This window comes from Azoarcus indigens (assembly GCF_004361735.1).
GTDB classification, from domain to species: domain Bacteria; phylum Pseudomonadota; class Gammaproteobacteria; order Burkholderiales; family Rhodocyclaceae; genus Azoarcus; species Azoarcus indigens.
Genome location: NZ_SNVV01000019.1, coordinates 41840 through 64756, shown reverse-complemented (window position 1 = coordinate 64756; position 22917 = coordinate 41840). Strand labels below are relative to the sequence as shown.

Below are 22917 nucleotides of genomic sequence, written 5' to 3'. Positions count from 1 at the left end.
AGGAGCCTCCGATGAGCAGCCCCGCGCCACATCCGATCTCACTGCCCTTCTCGGACAAATACGACCAGGCCCACGCCCAGGCCTACTTCCGCAAGCACCGTAACAGCCTCGCCCGCCGGCTCTCCCACCTGCGCGACGAGCAGATGGCCCGCCGCGCCCTGCGCCTGGCCGACGATCCCACCCTGGTACTCGACCTGCCCTGCGGCGCCGGCCGCTTCTGGCCGGTGCTGGCGGAGCAACCCAACCGCGTCATCATTGCCGGCGACAACTCCGCCGACATGCTGGCCGTCGCCCGCAGCAACCATCCGGCCAGCCTGCTCCGCCGCGTTTCCCCGCTGAAGACCTCCGCCTTCGACATCGACCTGCCCGAGCGTGCGGTGGATTGCGTGTTCTGCATGCGCCTGCTGCACCACATCGGTGATGCCGGGCACCGCCTGGCGATGCTGCGGGAATTCCACCGCGTCACCCGCGACACGGTGATCCTCTCCCTGTGGGTAGATGGCAACTACAAGGCCTGGCGGCGCGCCCGGCTGGAGCGCGAGCGCAAGACCGGCGCCTACCAGAACCGCTTCGTCATCCCGGCCCAGACCGTGGAACAGGAGTTCCGCGAAGCCGGCTTCGACATCCTTGGCCATACCGACTTCCTGCCGCGCTACGCCATGTGGCGGGTCTACACGCTGCGGAGGAGCGCCTGATGAGCACCCACATCCTGGGCGCCGGCGCGCCCGTCCCTGCCAGCGAGGGCGCCGACGCCTTCGCCCACTGGTGGACCTTCCCGGGCGAATGGGTGGAGCCGGTCAACCGCCGCCGCGCCGGCTGGAGCGGCGTGCTGCGCGCAACACAAGGCGACAAGGTGCTCTATATCAAGCGCCAGTGCGGCCACCTCTGCCACACCCCCACCCGCCCGCTGGGCTGGCCCACCGCCAGCCGGGAGTGGCACTACCTCGGCCGCCTCGCCGCGCTCGGCATTCCCGCGCCGCAGCCCCTTTTTCACGGCTCCCGCCGCGGCGGACAAGGGCCAGAGACGGTGCTCGTCACCGCCGAGCTGCAGGGGTACCGGCCGCTCGCCGAACAGACGGCCTTGTCGCCCGAGCAACGCAGGCAGCTCGCCGCCGAGGTGGGCAAGACGCTGGGCCGCCTGCACCGGGCCCGCCTGCAGCATGGCTGCCTATACGACAAACACATCATGGTGCGCTGGCGCGACGGACAGGCCGACGTCGCCCTGCTCGACCTGGAAAAAATGCGCCCCCGCCTGCGCCGCAGCCTGGCCGCCGGCCACGACCTGGAGCAGCTCTCCCGCCACCAGACCCTGTGGCAGGCCAGCGACTGGCAGCACCTGCTGACCGCCCACGCCCAGCACCTCGACCCGCGCTGAACGCGCCGCCCCCAACTGGAACGGAATCCATGAGCACCCTCCTCCATACCTACCGCGGCCGCTTCAAGTACGACGAAGCCACCGCCCACGCCTACCAGAACAAGAGCAGCAGCCGCCACCGGGCGGAGATGAAGCTGGTGGAGCGCGCCCTGCGGCAGATCCCGCATGGCCACCGCCTGCTGGATCTGCCCTGCGGTGGCGGCCGCGCCACCCTGCATGCGGCGGCGCTGGGTTTCAACGTGAGTGCCGCCGACTACTCGGATGCGATGTTGGAAATCGCCCGCCGCCGGCTGCGCGAGCAGGGTCTGGAATGCCCGGTGGAAAAGCAGGACATCGAGAACCTGGAGTACGCCGACGACAGCTTCGACAGCGTTCTGTGCTTCCGCCTCTTTCACCACTTCCCCACCCCGGAAGTGCGCGAGCGCGCCGTCGCCGAGCTTTGCCGCGTCAGCCGGCAGTATGTGCTGCTGTCCTACTTCTCACCCTTATCCATCACCTCGATCAAGCGCCGGCTGCGGGTCTCGCTCGGCGGCAGGCAATCGGAAAAACACGCCACCCCGCTGCGTGAAGTACGCAGCTACTTCGAACGGCAGGGCTTCCGTCTGGTGCGGGACTTCGCCGTGCTTCCGCTGCTGCACACCCTGCACCTGGCGGTTTTCGAGCGGAATCCCGCCGCGGCGCGCTGAGGCGGTGAAAAGGCCTCCGCCCGTTTGTGCCGCTCCCATGCCGGGCGCCGGCGCGATAAGATTCCGCTTTTCCCCCGCCGGCGCGACTTCCGCGCCGACACGCCGCGCCGGAATCGAATCCGCAGGAGCCCCTCATGAGCACGCCGCACTCCCCCAAAGACTCGCTGATCATCTTCGACACCACCCTGCGCGACGGCGAGCAGAGCCCCGGCGCCTCGATGACCCGCGAGGAGAAACTGCGCATCGCCCGCCAGTTGGAGCGCATGCGGGTGGACGTGATCGAGGCCGGCTTCGCCGCCGCCTCCAACGGCGACTTCGAATCGGTGCGCTCCATCGCCGAAGCGGTGAAGGAATCCACCGTCTGTTCCCTGGCGCGCGCGAACGAGAACGACATTCGCCGCGCCGGTGAAGCCATCCGCCCGGCCGCCCGCGGCCGCATCCACACCTTCATCGCCACCAGCCCCATCCACATGGAGAAGAAGCTGCGGATGACGCCGGACCAGGTGGTGGAACAGGCGGTGAAGTCCGTCGGCTGGGCGCGCGAATACACCGACGACGTCGAGTTCTCCGCCGAGGACGCCGGCCGCTCCGAGCTGGACTTCCTCTGCCGCATCTTCGAGGCGGTGATCAAGGCCGGCGCCAGGACCATCAACGTGCCGGACACCGTCGGCTACAACGTGCCGGAGCAGTACGCCGGCACCCTGCGCAAGGTGATGGAGCGCGTGCCCGGCGCGGACAAGGTGATCTGGTCGGTGCACTGCCACAACGACCTTGGCCTCGCCGTCTCCAACTCGCTGGCCGCGGTCATGGCCGGCGCCCGCCAGGTGGAATGCACCATCAACGGCCTGGGCGAGCGCGCCGGCAATGCCTCGCTGGAAGAGATCGTGATGGCGGTACGCACCCGCGCCGACATCTTCCCGGTCGAAACCCGCATCGACACCACCCAGATCGTGCCCGCCTCCCGGCTGGTGTCGCAGATCACCGGCTACCCGGTGCAGCCGAACAAGGCCATCGTCGGCGCCAACGCCTTCGCCCATGAATCCGGCATCCACCAGGATGGCGTGCTCAAGCACCGCGAAACCTACGAGATCATGCGTGCCGAAGACGTCGGCTGGGGCGCCAACAAGCTGGTGCTCGGCAAGCACTCCGGCCGCAACGCCTTCCGCGCCCGCCTGCAGGAGCTGGGCATCGCGGTGGAGACCGAGGAGCAGCTGAACGCCGCCTTCGCCCGCTTCAAGGAACTGGCGGACAAGAAGCACGAGATCTTCGACGAAGACCTGCACGCGCTGATGAGCGACGAAGCCGTCACCCCGGAGGTGGAGCACTACCGGCTGGTGGCCTCGCGCTTCCACTCCGAGACCGGCGAGACGCCGCAGGCGGAGCTCACGCTGACCATAGGCGGCCGCGAAAGCCGCAGCCAGGCGCAGGGCTCCGGCCCGGTGGATGCCGCCTTCAAGGCCATCGAAGCGGTCGCCGCCAGCGGCAGCGAGCTGCTGCTCTACTCGGTGAACGCGATCACCACCGGCACCGACGCCCAGGGCGAAGTCACCGTCCGGCTGGCCAAGGACGGCCGGGTGGTGAATGGCCAGGGCGCGGATACCGACATCATCGTCGCCTCCGCCAAGGCCTATCTGAACGCGCTGAACAAGCTCAGTGGAAATGCGGAAAAGCTGAATCCGCAGCTGTAAACGCGGAACGGGGAGCCGTCAGCTCCCCGTTCAGTTCTCCCGACGCCCGGCGGCTCAGCCCCCTGCCCCCTGGCGCGACGGCGCGGTCAGCCGCGCATACGCCACCGTGCTGCAGAACAGCAGCACCGACAGCACCACCTCGGCCAGCGCCAGCGCGCCGCCCGGCGCCGCATCGGCAGCCCGCATCACCCCTTCGGTGAAGTACAACAGAGACAGCATGGACGTCCACTGGTAGGTGTAGCGGCGGCCGCGCAGGATGCCGAACAGCGCACCCATCAGCGGCAGCGCCTTCAACGTCATCCACGAACCGCCCGGCCGCAGCGGCGCCAGCCAGCCTTCCCACAGCACGCAGAGCACGATCAGCGCGATCAGGCTGGCGCTGGCCAGCAGCCACAACCGCCGCACGGTAGCATCCCCGCCGCTCATCGCCCCCTGCCCCCCAGCTTCTGCGCGGTCTGCGCCAGCCGGCGCCCCAGCGCCTGCGCCAGCACGGCCTCCTCCTCGCTCAGCCGCGCCACGCCATCCGCGCCGGCCACATGGCTGGCGCCATAGGGCGTGCCGCCGCTGCGGGTAGCGTTCAGCGCCGGCTCGGTGTAGGGCAGGCCCATCACCAGCATGCCGTGGTGGAACAGCGGCAGCATCATCGACAGCAGCGTGCTCTCCTGCCCGCCGTGCAGGCTGGCCGTGGAGGTGAACACCACCGCCGGCTTGCCGGCCAGGGTGCCGTTGGCCCAGGCGGCGCCCAGACCATCGAGGAAGTACTTCATCGGCGCCGCCATGTTGCCGAAGCGGGTCGGGCTGCCCAGCGCCATGCCGGCGCACTCCTCCAGGTCGCGGAGCTCGACATAGGGCGGCCCCTCGGCAGGAATGTCGTCCTCCACCGCTTCGCAGACGGCGGAAACCCGGGGCACGGTGCGTACCCGGGCGGCGGAGCCGGGAACCTGCTGGATGCCGAGCGCGACCTGTTCAGCCAGAGCGCGCACCGAGCCGCGAAGGCTGTAATACAACACGAGGATTTCCTGCATGAAGGGGAGGACTCGATAGAATGCGTGGATTATACCTGCCGCCCCCCGGCGCCCCCGCCGCAACCCCATGCCCCTCCAGCCTTCCCGCGAATTCGTTCGCCTGCTCGCCGAACGCTTCGCCGCCGCCCGCTGCCCCCAGGTGGCCGGCAGCCTCGCCTTCACCACCTTGCTGGCGCTGGTACCGCTGATCGCGGTCACCCTGGGCGTGGTCGGCAACCTGCCGGGAATGGACCGCGTCAGCGAATCGCTGCGCGACTTCCTGCTGGAGAACCTGCTGCCGGAGCGGGCCGGCAAGATCATCACCACCTATGCCCTGCAGTTCTCCCAGAAGGCCGCCCGGCTCACGCTGATAGGCACCGCGCTGCTGGCCATCACCGCGCTGATGCTGCTGTCCACCATCGAGGGCGTGTTCAACCAGATCTGGGGCGTGCGCCGGCCGCGAGCGCTGCTGCTGCGCATCACCGTCTACTGGTTCGCGCTCACCCTAGGTCCGGTGGTCCTGGGCGGCAGCGTGGTCGCCACCGGCTACCTGGCGAGCACTTCGGCGGAACTGTCCTCCCACCTGCCCTGGCTGGGCGAACTCGCCGCCCGCCTGCTGCCGCCGCTGTTGCTGGGCGCCCTGTTCTCCTTTCTCTACTTCGCGGTGCCCAACCATCCGGTGAAGGCGCTGCACGCGCTTGCAGGCGGCCTGGCCGCGGCGCTGGTGTTCTTCCTCATGCAGCGCGCCTTCGGCCTCTTCATCGCCCGCTTTCCCACTTACACGCTGATCTACGGCACCTTCGCCGCGCTACCCATCTTCCTGGTCTGGCTCTACCTGTCCTGGCTGGTGGTGTTGATGGGCGCCCTGGTGGCAGCCAGCCTGCCGACCTTCCTGGAACGCCGGCTCGTCGCTCCGGCCTTCCCCGGCGACCGCGCCTGGGCGGCACTGCAGATCATGATCACCCTGGCGCGGGCGCAGCAGGACGGCAAGGCCGCCGCCTTCGACGAACTACGCCGCCACACCGGCCTGCCCGAGCATGTCGCCGAGGAACTGCTGGGCACCTTGTGCGAAGCCGGCTGGGCCGCACGCAGCGAGGAAGGACACTGGCTGCTGACGCGCTCGGCGGACGACATCGGCACTGCCGCGCTGATCGCGCGCTTCGCCCTGGACCCCCTAGCCTGGACCGCGCACGCGAACGATGCCTCCACCCGGAATATCGGCCAGTTGCTGCAAACCGGCCTTGAAGGCGCCGATCGCCGCCTGGGTGAGCTGGCCCGTACGGAGCCTGCGGGCGAGACCGCCGCGCGGACGACCTGAAGCCTCTGGCCCACTCCGCACGCAAACGCCCAGAGGAAACAAGAAAAGTCGCCGGCGGCACCGTCAGCGGCTTAAGCCTTCCTGCCGGCCACGGCCTCAGATCGGGTAGGGATCGATCTCGTACTGGAACAATTCGACCGCCGCCGTCTGCATGTCCAGCCCGAGCACGCGCGCCTGGGCCACGTAGAGGTGGCTGCTCTCGTGCACCAGGATGAAGCGGCGCGAAACGTAGGAGCCAGCCGGCGCGAGGATGGCCTGGTTGCGCCGCACCGCCGCCATCGGCGGCAGGATGAGGGCCGGCGCGGTGCCCCGCATGTCGCTGCCACGGAAGCCCACCGATACCGGCGTGAAGGCCTGCGACAACAGCTGCAGGCCCAGTTCCACTTGGTCCGGGTTCTCGCTGCGCAGCCAGCGCACGATGCAGATGGACCACGGCTGCGAAGCATCCCGCCTCAGCGCCAGCGCCATGCCGGCGGAGAGCACGCCCTCGACCCCGGCCACGCACATGATGGCGTAGCCCCCCGGGCTCTCGTTGAACACCATCCACTCGGCAAGGGTGACGTTTTCCTCGCCGCGCCGCGCCATCTCCCAGATGGCTCTGAGCCCGGTGCAGACCTGCACCGTGTATTGGTGTTTGCGTCTAGGCAGCTCACGCATGGGAGGCAAGGTCCAGCGCCCGCGCAGGCGGCGCAACAGGGTCAGGGCCTCCACCGGGGTCAGCCCCTCGGGCAGGCCGGAAACGTCCGGAGCCAGCAATTCGCCGTCGCGCTCCAGGCCCACCACTTCCGCTTCCAGGATGCGGCTCTCCAGCCAGGTCATCTGCTGGTCCACCAGGCGGACCAGCGGCACCGGGGTGAAATGCAGCACCCGCACGTCTTCCGGCGCCTGCCGCCTGGCCGCCGCGACCGGCGGGCCATCCTGGGCGCAGTCCATCCAGTAGCTCATCTGCTCCGGCTGCAAGGGCGACAGGGACAACTCGGCGGGGACGGCGAAATCGCCCAGGTAGTCGAACAACCAGGCCAACTCGCGCGCGGTCAGGCTCTCCGGCTGGGCCACCGCGATCGCCAGTAGGCGCTTGTACTGGGTGGTGAGCCGCGCTGCCGCGCCGCTGTCGGCCAGCAGATCGGAACCGTTCAAGTTTGCCATCAGGCCATGCGCATGCAGCCACAGCCCGGGCGGGGCGACCGCGCCCGCCATGCACCCAATGAGATAGGCCTCGCCGACCAGCAGTTGCGCCCAGGCGGCGGACTCCAGCGGCTCCCCGCTGGACACCAGCCGCCACCGGCCACGGCCATCCTCGGCCAGACGCTGGCAGGCCGCGGCAATTTCCAGCAGCGCATCCACCAGGCTGGCGGCAGCCAAGTGCATCTCCCGCGCCAGCGGAAGGGATGCACTGATCAAACGCGGGCCGAAGCGGCCGCAGACATCCAGCGCCCGTGCGCTGAAGGCATCCAGCAGCTCCTGCCGCTGCAACGCACTTGCATCCGCCCGCGACACCTGACCGAAAAGCTCCCGCAGCGCGGCCAGATCAGCTACCGGATCGTCGGCCGGCTCGGCTGCTAGCCACTCCATCGCGGCTGCGACGGGATCGGAAGAACGATCGGGTTCGGACATTGTGTCGGTATTGAGATGAACGGCTGACAATTGTAGGCAAGATTCACGGCGCCCCCTAATCCGGGCGCTCGTTCCGCGTGAAGCACGTCACTGCGACATTGCGCATGCGCTCGCATCTCCCCTTCCAGCAGCGGGACTTGCCGGAAAGGCTTGTCCCCGGCTTCCCTTTGACTTATAGTTTCGGGCTTTTCGCATCTACCGATCACAGGATAACCACATGGTCGTCATTCGCCTTGCCCGTGGTGGCGCCAAGAAGCGCCCGTTCTACAACATCGTTGCCGCCGATTCCCGCAATCGCCGCGACGGCCGCTTCATCGAGCGCGTCGGCTTCTACAACCCGGTCGCCTCCGGCGCCGAGAAGACCCTGGTGGTCAACACCGAGCGCCTGGCCTACTGGGAGCAGAACGGCGCCCAGCTGTCGCCGACCGTTGCCCGCCTGGTGAAGCAGGCCGCCAAGGCCGCCTGATCCGCCGGCAGCTGAAGCGATGATCGTACTGGGGCGCATTGTCGCCCCTTTTGGCGTTCAGGGCTGGGTCAAGATCCATCCTTTTGGAGACGACCCCGCCGCCTGGCGCTCGATGAAGCACTGGTGGCTGTCCGCCGACGCGGACGCCCCGGCCGAGAGCTGGAGCCAGTACGAACTGCGCGGCTTCCGGCCTCACGGCAAGGGATTCGTCGCAGCCTTCGTCGGCGCGGATGACCGCTCTGCGGCGGAAGCGCTGGATGGCCGTTTCATCGGCGCGCCGCGCGAAGCCCTGCCGAAGCCCGGCAAGGACGAGTATTACTGGGGCGACCTGGTCGGCCTGAGCGTGGAAGACGAAGCCGGCGACACGCTGGGCACCGTCACTGGCCTGCTCTCCACCGGCGCCCACGACGTGCTGCAGGTGGTGGATGGCGAAGGCGAAGCGGCGCAGGAGCGCCTGATCCCCTTCGTCGCCGCCTACGTGCTGGATGTAGACCTCGCCGCCCGGCGCATCCGGACGGCGTGGCAGAAAGACTGGTAAGCGCGGTGGAGCAGGCGTGAGCACGGTGGCCGGCGGCAAGCGCCGCTACGACATCGTCACCCTGTTCCCGGAGATGTTTGCAGCCCTCACCGGCAGCGGCATCACTCGGCGGGCGCGGGAGCGCGAACTCTACGAGATCGGCTTCCACAACCCGCGCGACTTCGCCACCGATGTGCATCGGACGGTGGATGACCGCCCCTACGGCGGCGGTCCCGGCATGGTGATGCTGGCGGAACCGCTGCAGCAGGCGATCAGCCAGGCCAGGCAGGCCCAGCAGCACGCACTGGGGCAGGCCGGCCGGGTGATCTACCTCTCGCCGCAAGGCCGCACGCTGGACCATGCGCGAGTGCTGGAAATCGCCGCGGAGCCGGGCACCATCCTGCTCTGCGGCCGCTACGAAGGCGTGGATCAGCGCCTGATCGACCGCTGGGTGGATGAAGAGATTTCCCTCGGGGATTTCGTCCTCTCCGGTGGCGAACTGCCGGCGATGGTGCTGCTGGATGCCATCATCCGCCAGCTGCCCGGCGCGCTGAACGATGCAGACTCGGCGGTGGAAGATTCCTTCGCCAACGGCCTGCTCGACTGCCCGCACTACACTCGCCCGGAGATCCACGAGGGCGTGCGGGTGCCGGAAGTGCTGATGTCCGGCAACCATGCCCTGATCCGCCGCTGGCGGCTCAAGCAGGCCCTGGGCAACACCTGGCGGCGGCGGCCGGAACTCCTGGCCGGGCGTACGCTGAGCAAGGAAGAATTGAAACTGCTTGAGGAATTCAAGCGGGAGCAAGACGGCATCGACGGCGGCAGCATCGCCTGAGGGCCGATTCATAAACGGCGCGCATCAGGTGGCGACCTGCTCTGCCGCCAGGCCAATGGCCATTGACCATATGGAGTCAAGCACATGAACCTGATTCAGCAGCTCGAACAGGAAGAAATTACCCGCCTCACCGAAGGCAAGACCATCCCGGCGTTCGCTCCCGGCGACACCGTCGTGGTGCAAGTCAAGGTGAAGGAAGGCAACCGCGAACGTCTGCAGGCGTACGAAGGCGTTGTGATCGCGAAGCGCAACCGCGGTCTGAACTCCTCCTTCATCGTCCGCAAGATCTCTTCCGGCGAAGGCGTGGAACGTACCTTCCAGACCTACTCCCCGCTGGTCGCGACCATCGAGGTGAAGCGTCGCGGTGACGTCCGTCGCGCCAAGCTGTACTACCTGCGTCAGCGCTCCGGCAAGTCCGCGCGCATCAAGGAAAAGCTGGACTACAAGTCCGCCGCCGCGAAGAAGCAGCAAGCCTGATCGCCACTACGGCATCGGATACGGAAACGGGCCTTCGGGCCCGTTTTCTTTTGGCGCGCCACCGGCGAAGGCATACGCGTTACCAGGAAGCTGAGGGAGCGCGGTCGGCACAAGGGCGCCTCCGATACACCCTAACACGGGCCCGTCAGCGCCGCTCCACCGCGTAGAGCATGACGGCGGCCGCGGCCAGGAACAGCATGCTGGGCGTCAGCGCCGCCAGCGCCGGCGGCCAGGCGTTGATCACGCCGAGGTTGGATAGCAGGCCGTTCAGCAGATGGAAGCCTATGCCCAGCATCACGCCGAGGAAGACCTTCACGCTGACGCCGCCCATGCGATCGTGGCTGAAGGCGAAGGGCAGGGCCAGCGCCATCATCACCAGCGCGGCGAAGGGATAGACCACCTTCTTCCACAGCGCGATCTCGTAGCGGTCCGAGTTCTGCTGGTTCTCTTTCAGGTGGCGGATGTAGGCCCACAGATTGGCCACCGACATCCGCTCCGGCACCACCATCAGCACGCTCAACACTTCCGGCGTCAGCTCCGAATGCCAGATGAACTCCGGCAGCGAGACCAGCTCCGTCCGGTCGCCGTGGAAGCGCGTCTGCTGCACCGACTCCAGCCGCCAGCGGTGATGGCCGTCATAGACGCCCTTCTCCGCCTCGCTGAGGAAGCTCAGCGCGTAGTGCTCGTCGAAACCATAGATGCGCACCTTCTCCATCGTGCGGTCCGGCAACAGCGTGCGCACATTGATCACCAGCGGGCCGTCCTTCACCCACAGGCCCGACCGCAGCTGCTGCGACACCGCGGAATTGGTCGCCGTCAGCCGCCACTGCTGGGCAGCGCTCTCGGCCGGCGGCGCGATGTACTCGCCGAAGACGAAGGTCAGCACCACGAACACGCTGCCAATGGCCGCCAGGATGCGCATCAGCCGCCAGGTGGACAGCCCCGAGGCGCGCATCACCGTGATCTCGGAATGCCGCGCCAGCGTGGTCAGCGCGTACAACGTGCCGATCAGCACCGCCACCGGCATCAGCTCATAGACGCGGCCCGGCATGATCATGGCGACGTAGATCAGCGCCTGGTGCAGTTCGTAACCGTCCTTGCCGACGCTGTCCAGTTCGTTGATGAAGTCGAAGAAGGCGAACAGCGCCAGGAAGGCGAGCAGCACCAGCAGCGTGGCGCTGAAGACCTCGCGGGCGAGATAGCGCGACAGCGTCCTGCTCATGCGCGCGCCCTCCAGAAGGGCGACACCGCGAGGCGGCGGTAGAACATCGCCGCCATCAGCAGCAGCACACAGAGATGTGGCAGCAACACCGCCAGCTCGAAGCGGATCCGCCCCTGCGACACCCAGGCCTGCGAGACGGTGATGGCATTGCTGTAGATCAGGTAGGTGAACACTGCAATCAGCAGGTTGTTGGTGCGGCCGGCACGCGGATTGACGAAGGACAGCGGGATCGCCAGCAGCGCCAGCAGCAGCGCCGCCACCGGCGTGCCGATGCGACCCACCAGCTCCCCAAGGTTGCGATCATCCGGCGTCCTCAGCAGCTCGGCCGTCGACTTGCTGCGGGTCTTGGCCGGTGCGCCGGCGAGCTGCTTTTCCTCGATCTGCACCACATAGCGCTCGAACTCCATCACCCGGAATTCCGGCGTGCCCGGTTTGCCGTCGTAACGGCGGCCCTTCTCCAGCACGACGAAGCGGCTGCCGTCCGGCTCGGTGCGGATGAAGCCCTGATCGGAAGCGATCACGCTCAGGCGCTCCTCGGTCTCGTCGCTGACGAAGACGTTGCGCACCCGCCCGTCCGCACCGGCGCCGACCTCGACAAAGAATACCCGCCGCGCCCCCGCCGACTCGCGGAACACGCCCGGCGCCACCCGCTGGGTGTCGTCACGGCTGTCCAGCCGCTCCTGGTACTCGGCGCTCTTGCCCTGCGCCCAAGGGCCGAGGAAGAGCGTCACCGCGCCTATCACCAGCACCAGCGGCAGCGCGAAGCGCAGCACCGGGCGTATCCAGGCGGTCAGCGGCACGCCGGCGGCGAACCACACCACCATCTCGGAATCGCGGTAGCTGCGCGACAGCGATAGCAGCACGGCGACGAACACCGTCAGCGTCAGCACGATGGGCAGTTCGGTGACCGCACCGAAGCCGATCAGCGCCAGCACGGCATCCGAGGGCACGCGGCCGCCGGCAGCCTGGCCGAGCAGGCGGATCAAAACGGTGGTGATCAGGATCGCGAACAGGGCCACGAAGACGGCTGCGGCCGAATGGGCGAATTCACGCTGAAGGGCGCGGCGGAAAATCATCGCGCGTAGGACCGGTTATGCAATTGAAGTAGCACGAAAGAGGAGCTCGAAAAGGGAGCCCGGCAGGGGCGCAGCAAGGGCCGAAACGGCAGCGGGCCCGTTTTTGACGGCCTCGCCGGCTAAGGGCCATAATCGCCAGCAGTCCGAACGACGCGTCTTTCCGAGGAGCAAGTCCCGTGGAATTTACCATAAAGGCCGGAACGCCGGAGAAAGTCCGGGCCGGCATTCTTGTCGTCGGTGCCTATGCCGACGGCGCCCTGCCGCCTTCCACCCAGGCGCTGGACAAGGCCGCCAAAGGCAAGCTTTCCGCCCTGCTGAAACGCGGCGACCTGGACGACAAGGCCGGTGCCACCCTGCTGCTCCACGACTTCTCCGGCGCCGCTGCCGAGCGGGTGCTGGTGGTCAGCCTGGGCAAGGCCGAGGACTTCGGCGACAAAGCCTTCCGCGACGCCCTCACCGCCACCGCCAAGGCCCTGGCCGGCACCGTCGCCAAGGACGCGGCGGTTGCCCTGGCGGATGCGGCACCCACCTCCGGCCGTGACCTCGCCTGGCGCCTGCAGCAGGCCGCCCGCCTGATCGCCGACGGCGCCTACCGCTTCGAACCGAAGAAAGCCCCCTCCAAGGAAGCCAAGAAGGAACGCGGCGCACGCAAGATCACCCTGCTGACCGGCGAAAAGAGCAGCGCCGCGCTGGAGGCCGCGGTCAAGCGCGGCCAGGCCATCGCCGCCGGTATGGCGCTCACCCGCGATCTGGGCAACCAGCCGGGCAACGTCTGCACGCCGACCTATCTGGCCGAAACCGCCCAGGCGCTGGGCAAGGAGTTCAAGTTCGGCGTCGAGGTGCTGGAACGCGCCGACATGGAGAAGCTGGGCATGGGCTCGCTGCTGTCGGTGGCCCGCGGCTCGCACCAGCCGCCCAAGTTCATCGTCATGCAGTACAAGGGCGGCAAGGCGAAGGCCAAGCCGGTGGTGCTGGTCGGCAAGGGCGTCACCTTCGACACCGGCGGCATCTCGCTGAAGCCGGCCGCCGAGATGGACGAGATGAAGTACGACATGTGCGGCGCCGCCAGCGTGATCGGCACCTTCAAGGCCGTCGCCAGCCTCGGCCTGCCGATCAACCTCGTCGGCATCGTGCCCGCCACCGAGAACATGCCGGGCGGCAGCGCCACCAAGCCGGGCGACGTGGTCACCTCCATGTCGGGCCAGACCATAGAAGTGCTCAACACCGACGCCGAAGGCCGCCTCATCCTGTGCGATGCGCTGACCTACGCCGAGCGCTTCAAGCCGGAATGCGTGATCGACATCGCCACCCTCACCGGCGCCTGCGTGGTCGCGCTGGGCAAGATCCCCAGCGGCCTGCTGGCCAATGACGACGATCTCGCCGCCGAGTTGCTCAAGCGCGGCACCGAGTCCGGCGACCGCGCCTGGCAGCTGCCGCTGTGGGAGGAATACCAGGAGCTGCTGAAGAGCAACTTCGCTGACATGGGCAACATCGGCGGCCGCTACGGCGGCACCATCACCGCCGCCTGCTTCCTGTCGCGCTTCGCCAAGGCCTACAAGTGGGCGCACCTGGACATCGCCGGCACCGCCTGGATCTCCGGCGACGCCAAGGGCGCCACCGGCCGGCCGGTGCCACTGCTGACCGAGTTCCTGATCGCCCGCGCCGGCGGCCAGGCAGGCTGAGGCTGGTGACCAAGGTCCAGTTCTATCACAACACCCCGGACCGGCTCGCCCTGGCCTGCGAGCTGGTCGCCCGCGCCCATGCCGGCGGCCGCCAGGTTGCGGTGCGGCTGCCGGATGGGGTGCAGGCGCGCAAGCTGGATCTGATGATGTGGACCAGTGATCCGCTGGCCTTCCTGCCCCACGTCTCCAACAACTCGCCGCTGGCGGCGGAAACGCCAGTGGTGCTGGGCGTGCCCGGCAGCGATACCGACTGGCCGCACACCGACCTGCTGGTGAACCTCGCCGAAGACCTGCCGCCGGGCTTCGACCGCTTCCGCATGGTAGTGGAGATCGTCGGCCAGGCAGAAGCCGAGAAGGCGCCGGCACGCCATCGCTGGATGCAGTACAAGGCGCGCGAACTGCCGCTGAAGGCCTTCGACGCCGAGCGCCGGGTGGCCCTATGAGCAACTGGCCGCCCCGCGCCGATGCCGAGGAGGAACTGCAGCGCGCCGACGCCCTGCTGGGCCAGGCCGACGCCCTGCTGAACCGTCACCGCGGCGAGACCACCACAGCGGCCGACGACGACCTGCCCATCCTCACCGACGTGGTGGATGAGGACGAACTGCCGCCGGAAGCGCTGCTGCCACCGAAGAGGGCGCCGTTGCCGGGCATCGCGCCGGCGGTACAGCCGGCCGTGGCTCCCTTGCCGCCACAGCCTCCAGTTCAGCCCGCCCAGACTTTCTCTGCGCCCACGCCAACACCACAAGCGGCGCCAGCCTCCCCGAATCCGCACCAGGTCGAGCAACTCGTCCGCCTGGACACCGAGATCTCCCGCGAGGTCGAGGCCTGGCTCGCCAGCGAGCTGCCGCAAATTCTCTCCCGCGAGCTGGACAGCCTCGCCGAACGGGTGCGCACGCAAGCGCTCGCCCACCTGCGCGCCACCCTGCTCCCCACGCTCTCCGAGCGCATCGCCCGCCGCCTGGACGGCGGCGAAGAGTAATCCCGCCCCTCCCCAGCCGGCGCGCACCCTTGCAGGGCAGGCCGGTGGCATCCGCTATAATCCGCGTTTTGCCTGAAAGCGCGCTAAAACAACATGGAACTGGCCAAGAGCTTCGAGCCGGCAGCGATCGAATCGCGCTGGTACCCCCAATGGGAAAACAGCGGCTATTTCGACGCCGGCCTCGACACGACCAATCCGGACGCCTTCTGCATCCTGCTGCCGCCGCCCAACGTCACCGGCACGCTGCACATGGGCCACGGCTTCAACCAGACCATCATGGACGCGCTCACCCGCTACCACCGCATGCGGGGCGACAACACCTTGTGGCAGCCGGGCACCGACCATGCGGGCATCGCCACCCAGATCGTCGTCGAGCGCCAGCTGGACGCCCAGGGCGTGTCGCGCCATGACCTCGGCCGCGACAAGTTCCTGGAGAAGGTGTGGGAGTGGAAGGAATACTCCGGCGGCACCATCACCCGGCAGATGCGCCGCCTGGGCACCAGCCCGGACTGGAAGCGCGAGCGCTTCACCATGGACGCCGGCCTGTCGAAGACCGTCACCGAAACCTTCGTCCGCCTCTACAACGAAGGCCTGATCTACCGCGGCAAGCGCCTGGTGAACTGGGACCCCAAGCTCGGCACCGCGGTGTCCGACCTGGAGGTGGTGTCCGAGGAAGAAGACGGCAAGCTCTACCACATCCTCTACCCCTTCACCGACGGCCCCATCGGCGGGCTGCGCGGCCTCACCGTCGCCACCACCCGCCCGGAAACCCTGCTGGGCGACGTCGCGGTGATGGTGCATCCGGAAGACGAACGCTACGCCAGCCTGATCGGCAAGACGGTCGAGCTGCCGCTCACCGGCCGCCGCATCCCCATCATCGCGGATGACTACGTCGACCGCGAATTCGGCACCGGCTGCGTCAAGGTCACCCCGGCGCACGACTTCAACGACTATGCCGTCGGCCAGCGCCACAAGCTGGACATGATCGTGGTGCTGACGCTGGAAGGCGCGGTGCCCGCGGACGCCGAGGTGTTCGACACCGCCGGCCAGGCCAAGGGCAGCGTCGCCATGCCCACCTCCGTCGCCGGGCTGGACCGGGTACCGGCGCGCGACCAGGTGGTCGCCGAGCTGGAGGACGCCGGCCTGCTGGTCGAGGTCAAGGCGCACAAGCTGATGGTGCCGCGCGGCGACCGCACCAACGTCGTCATCGAGCCGATGCTGACCGACCAGTGGTTCGTCGCCATGAGCAAGCCGGGCGCGGACGGCAAGAGCATCACCGAGAAGGCGCTGGAGGTGGTGGCATCCGGCGAGATCAAGTTCTACCCGGAGAACTGGGTCAACACCTACAACCAGTGGCTCAAGAACATCCAGGACTGGTGCATCTCACGCCAGCTGTGGTGGGGCCACCAGATTCCCGCCTGGTACGGTGACGATGGCCAATGCTGGGTCGCCCGCGACGAGGACGAAGCCCGCGCCCTGGCGGCGCAGGACGGCTACACCGGCGCGCTGCGCCGCGACGAGGACGTGCTGGACACCTGGTACTCCTCCGCGCTGTGGCCCTTCTCCACGCTGGACTGGACGCCGGAATGGCCGCAAAAGAGCAACCCGGCGCTGGACCTCTACCTGCCGTCCACCGTGCTGGTCACCGGCTTCGACATCATCTTCTTCTGGGTCGCCCGCATGGTCATGATGACCAAGCAGATCACCGGCAAGATCCCGTTCAAGCACGTCTATGTGCATGGCCTGATCCGCGACGCGGAAGGCCAGAAGATGTCCAAGTCCAAGGGCAACGTGCTCGACCCGATCGACCTGATCGATGGCATCGCCCTGGACGAACTGGTGAAGAAGCGCACCTTCGGCCTGATGAACCCGAAGCAGGCGCAGAGCATCGAGAAGAAGACGCGCAAGGAATTCCCCGACGGCATCCCCGCCTTCGGCACCGACGCGCTGCGCTTCACCTTCGCCTCGCTCGCCAGCCCCGGGCGCGACATCAAGTTCGACCTCGCCCGCTGCGAGGGCTACCGCAACTTCTGCAACAAGCTGTGGAACGCCACCCGCTTCGTGCTGATGAACTGCGAAGGCCAGGATTGCGGCGTCGAGGCGGCTGAAGCCGATCTCGACTTCTCCTTCGCCGACCGCTGGATCGTCTCCCGCCTGCAGCGCACCGAAACCGAGGTGGCCGAGCAGTTCGCCGCCTACCGCTTCGACATGGTGGCGCGCTCGGTCTACGAATTCGTCTGGGACGAGTACTGCGACTGGTACCTGGAGTTGGCCAAGGTGCAGGTGCAGGGCGGCACACCGGCGCAGCAGCGCGCCACCCGCCGTACCCTGCTGCGGGTGCTGGAGACCGTGCTGCGCCTCGCCCATCCGCTGCTGCCCTTCATCACCGAAGAGCTGTGGCAGACGGTGGCGCCACTCGCCGGCCGCAAGGATGCCGACAGCGTCATGCTGGCGCGCTACCCGACGGCCGACGCCGCCCGCATCGACGAGGCCGCCGAGGCGCAGGTCGCCGAACTGAAGGCCATGATCTACGCCTGCCGCAACCTGCGTGGCGAGATGAACATCTCACCCGCCCAGCGCCTGCCGCTGGTGGCCGCCGGCAAGCCGGAGACGCTGAACGCCTACGCGCCTTACCTCGCCGGCCTGGCCAAGCTGTCGGAAGTGGAAGTGGTCACCGAGATCGGCGCGGACGAAGTCGCGCCGGTGGCGGTAGCCGGCGAAACCCGGCTGATGCTGAAGGTGGAGATCGACGTCGCCGCCGAACGCGATCGCCTGGGCAAGGAGATCGCCCGCCTCGAAGGCGAGGTGGCCAAGGCCGAAGGCAAGCTGGGCAACGCCAGCTTCGTCGAACGCGCGCCGGCGGCGGTGGTGCAGCAGGAACGCGAGCGCCTGGCAGGCTTCCACTCCACGCTGGAGAAGCTGCGGCCGCAGCTGGCCAAGCTCGCCAGCCGCTGAAGCACGACGTGCGGCTCGCCTTGCGGGCCGCGCAAATGGAACGGGCCGCCCCTGGGGGCGGCCCGTTCCGCATCCGGCAGCGCCAGGCTTACTTGCGCTTCATGTAGAACTCGAAGGCCTTGTCGGCGGTTTCGCTCTGCTGCAGCAGATCGTTGCCGGTCTGCTTGGCGAAGGCCTGGAAATCCTTGACCGAACCGGGGTCGGTGGCGACGATCCGCAGCACTTGTCCCGGCTGCATGTCGGCCAGCGCCTTCTTGGTGCGCAGAATGGGCAGCGGACAGTTCAAGCCACGCGCATCCACTTCCTTGTCGAAGTCCATTGCTCGTCCTTTATCAGAAAACCCGCGGATATTAATGGAATCGCCGGCCGCGGGAAAAGCCGCAGCCAGCCGCGCGGGCGCTGCTGCGCCTAGCGCTGGTCGCGGTCGCGGCGCTCTTCGGTAAGGCGGATCTTCAGATCGCGCAGCCGCGCATCCACCGCCGACAGCTCGTAGAAATCGCCATCGCCGGCCTTGCGCGCCAGCTCCAGTTGCTCGATCGCCGCCGGCAGCGTGCCCTGCAGCACATAGACCTCGGCCTGGGCGCGGTGCTGGGCGGTGCGCTTGCCCAGCTCGGAATTGGCGCGCGACAGCAGCTGCCACAGGCGCACGTCGTCGCCGCGCGCCTGTATGCCTTCGCGCGCGCCAGCGGCGGCATCCGCCGGGCGATGGGCCTGGATCTGGGCATCGATCAGCGCGTAGCGCAGGCTGGTGCTGGCGGGGAAGCTCTTGCGTGCGGCGCTGAGCAGCGTCACCGCGCCGGCGGGGTCCTTGCGCGCCGTCCGCAGTTCCGCCGCCAGGGTCTCGATGAAGGGGGAAGGTGGCGCTTCCTTGCGTGCCTGCGCCAGCGTGGCTTCCGCGTCGTCCAGCCGGTTGGCGCGCAACTGGGCGCGGGCGAGCCCGTAGCGCACGGTGAAATCGGACGGCGTCTGCGCCACCCGGCTCTCCATGTCGCGGAGGGCGTCGGTCGGGCTGCCGGCCTGGGCGCGCAGCTTGGCGCGCACGAAGCGGAAGTCGTCGGAATCCGGCACCTGGCGGTAGCGCAGGGCGCTGGCGCGGTTCTCCATGTCGGAGATCCGCTCGGAGGTCAGCGGGTGGGTGCGCAGATAGGCCGGCGCATTGTTCTCATACAGCCGGCTGGCGCGCTGCAGGCGCTCGAAGAAGCCGGGCATGCCGCGCACGTCGAAGCCGGCGGCATCCAGCGTCTGCAGGCCGACGCGGTCGGCCTCGCGCTCGAAGTCGCGCGAGTAGCCGAGCTGGGATTGCAGCGCACCGGCCTGGCCAGCCGCCAGCGCCGCCTCGCTGACCTGGGAGTTGCTGCGCGCCGCCAGCACCGCCACCAGCAGCGAAGCCAGCATCACCATGCCGGCCTGGCTCTGGTGGCCTACCATCTGGGCGATGTGGCGCTGGGTGACGTGGGCGATTTCGTGGCCCAGCACCGAGGCCAGCTCCGACTCGCTCTCTGCCGCCAGGATCAGCCCGGTATGCACGCCGATGTAGCCGCCCGGCAGGGCGAAGGCGTTCAGCGTGCTGTCCTTGACGACGAAGAAGTCGAAGGCCTGGCCGGGGTTGTTGCTGACCGCCGCCAGCTTGCGGCCCAACCGGTTCACGTATTCCTCGACTTCCGGATCGTCCAGGTAGGCGGCGTCGCGCCAACGGATCTGGGCGATGATTTCCTCGCCGATGCGGCGTTCGGCGGCGGGTGAAAGGTCGGACGCGCCGACGTCGCCGAGATCCGGCAAGGTGGCGGCGGGAGCGGGGAAGGCCAGCGCGAGGCTGAGCAGGAGGGCGAGAGGTCTGCGCATCATGGGCTGCTATGATAACGGCCCCCACGGACCCGTTCCGTGTGGCCTGTTTCCACTTGTAGCAGCATACCCCGCGCCTCCGAAATGAGCGACTTGCCCCCCTCCCCCAGCCCCCACTCCACCGCCGACTCCGGCCTGACCCACTTCGACGCCCAGGGTCAGGCCCATATGGTGGATGTCGGCGCCAAGGCGGAAACCCGCCGCGTCGGCGTCGCCACCGGTCGCATCCTGATGCGGCCGGAAACGCTGGCGACCATCGTCAGCGGCAGCGCCAAGAAGGGCGACGTGCTGGGCGTCGCCCGCATCGCCGCCATCCAGGCCGCCAAGCGCACCAGCGACCTGATCCCGCTGTGCCACCCGCTGCCGCTCACCCGCGTTGCAGTGGAATTCGAGGTGGACCAGGCCGCCAGCGCGGTGTCCTGCACCGTCACCGCCGAAACCGTGGGCCGCACCGGCGTGGAGATGGAAGCGCTCACCGCGGTCAACATCGGCCTGCTCACCATCTACGACATGTGCAAGGCGATAGACCGCGGCATGCGCATGGAAGGCATCCAGTTGCTGGAGAAGCAGGGCGGCAAGTCCGGTCACTGGGTGGCCGGGCGGGACGGCTGAGGGCGACGCCCTCCCGGCTGCTGGACTGGAGCGGCGGCCCCTCCGCGCGCCGCAAAGCCCACGCGCCTGCGCCCACCACATAGCCGCAGCAGCCACTCCCGAAAAGGCGCAGCGCCAGGGGTGAGGTAAACCGCCCCGCCACACGTCTTACGTTCGTCCTGCCCTGGCGGCCAGCTCCGCGCCGCCGCTTCCGGAGTCCGAACGATGAATCGATGGCTGCGCCCGCTTGCCCCCCTGCTGTTCCTGCTCGCCGCCTGTCAGGGCGACGGCCCCAGCCGGCCCGCGGCCACTGCCGCACCCACGACGGCGGAGGACAGCGTCGCGCGCTTCGCCACCGGCCCCGCCTGTACGCTGGATCGCAGCACCGGCCTCAGCTGGGAGCGCGACGCCGCCGACGCCACCCGCCTGCCTCAGACCGATGACGCCCGGGACTGCCCCTCCGGCGCCTGCAGCGTCGCCGCCCACTTGCGCCGCGCCCAGCAGCAGCGCCTGTGCGGCCATGACGACTGGCGCGTCCCCAACGAGCGCGAGCTGCGGACGCTGCTCCAGCCCGAACTGGCCAGCGGCGGCAAGGCAGCCATAGACCACGAGGCCTTCCCCTACGCCCGGCCCGGCCCCTACTGGAGCAGCCGCAGCTGGCGCGCCGAAGGCATCGTCGCCGTCTGGTTCGACGGCGAACACGCCAGCCTGCCCACCGCGGCCCTGTCGCGCCGCGACACCGCTTTTGTCCGCCTGGTGCGCGGTACGCCGCTGAAGGATGCGCCGGCCATCGCCTCCCGCCTCGGCCCGCCCTACATCCGGCTGGATGCCGCCGGCCGGCCGATCAGCGAAGACGCTACCGCCTGGGAATGCGTAGACGACGCCCGCCTGCCCGACCTCCTGCGCCACAGCACGCTGTGGCTCGCCCCTTCCACTGCCGCGGCGAGCCCCAATCACCCCCACGGCCACGCCGCCGTGCAGACCCTGATCGACACCGCCCGCCGCCAGCAGCGCTGCAACACCGCCGCCTGGCGGCTGCCCACCGCCGCCGAGCTCGCCCGCCTGCAGCAAATCGCCACTGCCGCAGCCGAGGCAGCCGGGGCAAAAGCGCCCGCCACCCCGGAGGTCCGCCAGTTCCCCAGCGCCTTCCCCCACTTCGCCGCGGACCAGGCCTACTGGATCGCAGGCAACAACGGCGAAGTGCTGCAGCAAGGCCAGCCCCGCCCCGCCGAAGCCGGCGAACGCGCCCGCGTGCTGCTGATCGCCACCACGGACCGCCCCCCCATGCCCGTCCGCCCCACGCCGGACGAAACCCTGCCCACCCAGGCCGAACTCGACGCCCTGCGCGAGCGCTACCTGCGCTACCGCCCCGGCCAGGCGCAGCAGCCGGACTGGCCCGCCCCCACGGTGGACGCCAGCGTCGCCGACGGCTTCAGCGACCTCGGCCTGCTGCCGCCGCCGCCCTTCCCGGCGGACAACTCCTACTCCGAGGCCAAGGTCGCCCTCGGCCAGGCGCTGTTCTTCGACAAGCGCCTGTCGCACGGCGGCAGCCTCGCCTGCGCCGGCTGCCATGACCCCGCCACCGGCTGGACCGATCGCCGCCCGCTCTCGCCTGGCGACGCCGGCCAGCTCGGCGAGCGCAACGCCATGACCATCCTCAACACCGCCTACGCCACCAGCCTGTTCTGGGACGGCCGCGCCGCCACGCTGGAAGAACAGGCGCGGGGCCCCATCGCCAACCCCTTCGAGATGCACCAGCCGCTCGACCGCGCCGCCGCCGCCATCGCCGCCGCGCCGGAATACCCGCCGCTGTTCGCCGCCGCCTTCGGCGACGCGCGCATCGACATCCAGCGCATCGCCCAGGCGCTGGCTACCTTCGAACGCACCATCGTCAGCCGCGAAAGCGCCTTCGACCGCTTCCTCAAGGGCGAGCGCCACGCCCTGTCGGACGACGCCCTGTGGGGCCTGCACCTGTTCCGCACCAAGGCGCGCTGCATCAACTGCCACAACGGCCCGCTGTTCTCCGACAACCGCTTCCACAGCAACGGCCTGCATTACTACGGCCGCGAACTGGAGGACCTCGGCCGCTACACCGTCACCGGCCGCGCCGCCGACATCGGCCGCTTCCGCACGCCCTCGCTGCGCGACGTGATGCACACCGGCAACTACATGCATAACGGCGCCTTCCCGCTCACCGAGAACCAGGGCGTGATCGCCATGTACGACGCCGGCATGGTACAGACGCCGCCAGTGGGCCTCGCCAAGTACGACCCCGACTACCCGCGCACCTCGGCGGAGATCCGCCCGCTGGGCCTGTCCGCGGCGGAGAAGAAAGCGCTGTTCGCCTTCCTGCAGTCCATCTCCGCGCCGCCGCGGCAGGGGCCGGCCAGCGCGGCGGAGATCGGCCAGGGCGGGGAAGCTGCACGCTGAGCCCGCGCGGGATGGCACAGCCCAGGGCGAGGCGAGGCTGGGCGCCGCAGAACTACGCCTTTCGTCATAATTCCTTGCGCACACAAATGATAATCATTACCATCATCGCCAATTCAACGACGCCGCAAGCCGCGCCCGGCCTTACTCCCGGCGGCGGCCC

General features: G+C 68.7%; 22 protein-coding genes. 15 read left to right on the top strand and 7 right to left on the bottom strand.

The window, feature by feature from the left end; all coding sequences use genetic code 11:
• The first annotated feature begins 11 nt into the window (after positions 1-11).
• The 4 genes from C7389_RS18485 (at position 12) to C7389_RS18470 (ending at position 3749) form a co-directional block, all read left to right on the top strand.
• Positions 12-695: a class I SAM-dependent methyltransferase gene (locus C7389_RS18485; RefSeq protein WP_133594123.1), complete on the top strand. Its 684-nt coding sequence runs from the start codon at positions 12-14 to the stop codon at positions 693-695.
• Positions 695-1375, top strand: coding sequence for a lipopolysaccharide kinase InaA family protein (locus C7389_RS18480; RefSeq protein ID WP_133594122.1), 681 nt, complete (start codon positions 695-697; stop codon positions 1373-1375). The genes C7389_RS18485 and C7389_RS18480 overlap by 1 nt, the downstream gene beginning before the upstream one ends.
• A 29-nt stretch (positions 1376-1404) precedes the next feature.
• Complete coding sequence (locus C7389_RS18475; protein WP_133594121.1) at positions 1405-2061, top strand: class I SAM-dependent methyltransferase; 657 nt, start codon at positions 1405-1407, stop codon at positions 2059-2061.
• 134 nt (positions 2062-2195) lie between these two features.
• Entirely contained in the window at positions 2196-3749 is a 1554-nt protein-coding gene (locus tag C7389_RS18470; RefSeq protein WP_133594120.1) for a 2-isopropylmalate synthase, read from the top strand.
• 54 nt (positions 3750-3803) lie between these two features.
• Here C7389_RS18470 and C7389_RS18465 read toward each other — a convergent pair whose 3' ends face one another.
• Positions 3804-4175, bottom strand: coding sequence for a DUF2069 domain-containing protein (locus tag C7389_RS18465; protein ID WP_133594119.1), 372 nt, complete (start codon positions 4173-4175; stop codon positions 3804-3806).
• Positions 4172-4774, bottom strand: a complete 603-nt coding sequence (wrbA, locus tag C7389_RS18460) for an NAD(P)H:quinone oxidoreductase (protein ID WP_133594118.1) — start codon at positions 4772-4774, stop codon at positions 4172-4174. The genes C7389_RS18465 and wrbA overlap by 4 nt, the downstream gene beginning before the upstream one ends.
• A 67-nt stretch (positions 4775-4841) precedes the next feature.
• Here wrbA and C7389_RS18455 point away from each other — a divergent pair, with 67 nt between their 5' ends.
• Positions 4842-6071 (top strand): YihY family inner membrane protein, encoded by a 1230-nt coding sequence (locus C7389_RS18455; protein WP_133594117.1) that lies wholly within the window; start codon positions 4842-4844, stop codon positions 6069-6071.
• A 96-nt stretch (positions 6072-6167) separates the two neighbouring features.
• On the opposite strand, the gene C7389_RS18450 is transcribed toward C7389_RS18455, so the two are convergent.
• On the bottom strand, positions 6168-7643 hold the full coding sequence (locus C7389_RS18450; RefSeq protein ID WP_246034884.1) for a hypothetical protein: 1476 nt from the start codon (positions 7641-7643) through the stop codon (positions 6168-6170).
• Between the two features lie 259 nt (positions 7644-7902).
• Between C7389_RS18450 and rpsP the strand changes: the two genes are divergently transcribed.
• From rpsP to rplS, 4 genes are all read left to right on the top strand, one after another.
• Positions 7903-8151, top strand: a complete 249-nt coding sequence (rpsP, locus tag C7389_RS18445; RefSeq protein ID WP_133594115.1) for a 30S ribosomal protein S16 — start codon at positions 7903-7905, stop codon at positions 8149-8151.
• A 19-nt stretch (positions 8152-8170) separates the two neighbouring features.
• Positions 8171-8689: a ribosome maturation factor RimM gene (gene rimM / locus C7389_RS18440; protein WP_133594114.1), complete on the top strand. Its 519-nt coding sequence runs from the start codon at positions 8171-8173 to the stop codon at positions 8687-8689.
• A gap of 16 nt (positions 8690-8705) precedes the next feature.
• Positions 8706-9503 carry a tRNA (guanosine(37)-N1)-methyltransferase TrmD gene (gene trmD / locus C7389_RS18435; RefSeq protein WP_133594113.1) on the top strand — a complete coding sequence of 266 codons (798 nt, stop codon included), beginning with the start codon at positions 8706-8708 and terminating at the stop codon, positions 9501-9503.
• A gap of 84 nt (positions 9504-9587) precedes the next feature.
• Positions 9588-9980 carry a 50S ribosomal protein L19 gene (rplS, locus tag C7389_RS18430; RefSeq protein ID WP_133594112.1) on the top strand — a complete coding sequence of 131 codons (393 nt, stop codon included), beginning with the start codon at positions 9588-9590 and terminating at the stop codon, positions 9978-9980.
• Positions 9981-10125: 145 nt separating this feature from the next.
• Here the strand turns inward: rplS and lptG are convergent, their stop codons facing one another.
• Together lptG and lptF are read right to left on the bottom strand one after the other, a co-directional pair.
• Positions 10126-11202, bottom strand: coding sequence for an LPS export ABC transporter permease LptG (gene lptG / locus C7389_RS18425; RefSeq protein ID WP_133594111.1), 1077 nt, complete (start codon positions 11200-11202; stop codon positions 10126-10128).
• A complete protein-coding gene (gene lptF, locus C7389_RS18420) occupies positions 11199-12278 on the bottom strand; it encodes an LPS export ABC transporter permease LptF (protein WP_133594110.1) in 1080 nt (359 codons plus the stop codon). The genes lptG and lptF overlap by 4 nt, the downstream gene beginning before the upstream one ends.
• Positions 12279-12454: 176 nt before the next feature.
• Between lptF and C7389_RS18415 the strand changes: the two genes are divergently transcribed.
• From C7389_RS18415 to C7389_RS18400, 4 genes are all read left to right on the top strand, one after another.
• Complete coding sequence (locus C7389_RS18415) at positions 12455-13960, top strand: leucyl aminopeptidase (RefSeq protein ID WP_133594109.1); 1506 nt, start codon at positions 12455-12457, stop codon at positions 13958-13960.
• Between the two features lie 2 nt (positions 13961-13962).
• Positions 13963-14403: a DNA polymerase III subunit chi gene (locus tag C7389_RS18410; protein ID WP_133594168.1), complete on the top strand. Its 441-nt coding sequence runs from the start codon at positions 13963-13965 to the stop codon at positions 14401-14403.
• Positions 14400-14939, top strand: a complete 540-nt coding sequence (locus C7389_RS18405) for a hypothetical protein (RefSeq protein WP_133594108.1) — start codon at positions 14400-14402, stop codon at positions 14937-14939. The genes C7389_RS18410 and C7389_RS18405 overlap by 4 nt, the downstream gene beginning before the upstream one ends.
• Positions 14940-15032: 93 nt before the next feature.
• Positions 15033-17894: a valine--tRNA ligase gene (locus tag C7389_RS18400; RefSeq protein ID WP_133594107.1), complete on the top strand. Its 2862-nt coding sequence runs from the start codon at positions 15033-15035 to the stop codon at positions 17892-17894.
• An 88-nt stretch (positions 17895-17982) separates the two neighbouring features.
• Here C7389_RS18400 and C7389_RS18395 read toward each other — a convergent pair whose 3' ends face one another.
• Together C7389_RS18395 and C7389_RS18390 are read right to left on the bottom strand one after the other, a co-directional pair.
• A complete protein-coding gene (locus tag C7389_RS18395; protein WP_133594106.1) occupies positions 17983-18213 on the bottom strand; it encodes a sulfurtransferase TusA family protein in 231 nt (76 codons plus the stop codon).
• Between the two features lie 89 nt (positions 18214-18302).
• Positions 18303-19739, bottom strand: coding sequence for a M48 family metalloprotease (locus C7389_RS18390; RefSeq protein WP_133594105.1), 1437 nt, complete (start codon positions 19737-19739; stop codon positions 18303-18305).
• An 81-nt stretch (positions 19740-19820) separates the two neighbouring features.
• Here C7389_RS18390 and moaC point away from each other — a divergent pair, with 81 nt between their 5' ends.
• A complete protein-coding gene (gene moaC / locus C7389_RS18385) occupies positions 19821-20348 on the top strand; it encodes a cyclic pyranopterin monophosphate synthase MoaC (protein WP_133594104.1) in 528 nt (175 codons plus the stop codon).
• A gap of 204 nt (positions 20349-20552) precedes the next feature.
• Entirely contained in the window at positions 20553-22757 is a 2205-nt protein-coding gene (locus C7389_RS18380; protein ID WP_133594103.1) for a cytochrome c peroxidase, read from the top strand.
• Positions 22758-22917: the final 160 nt, after the last annotated feature.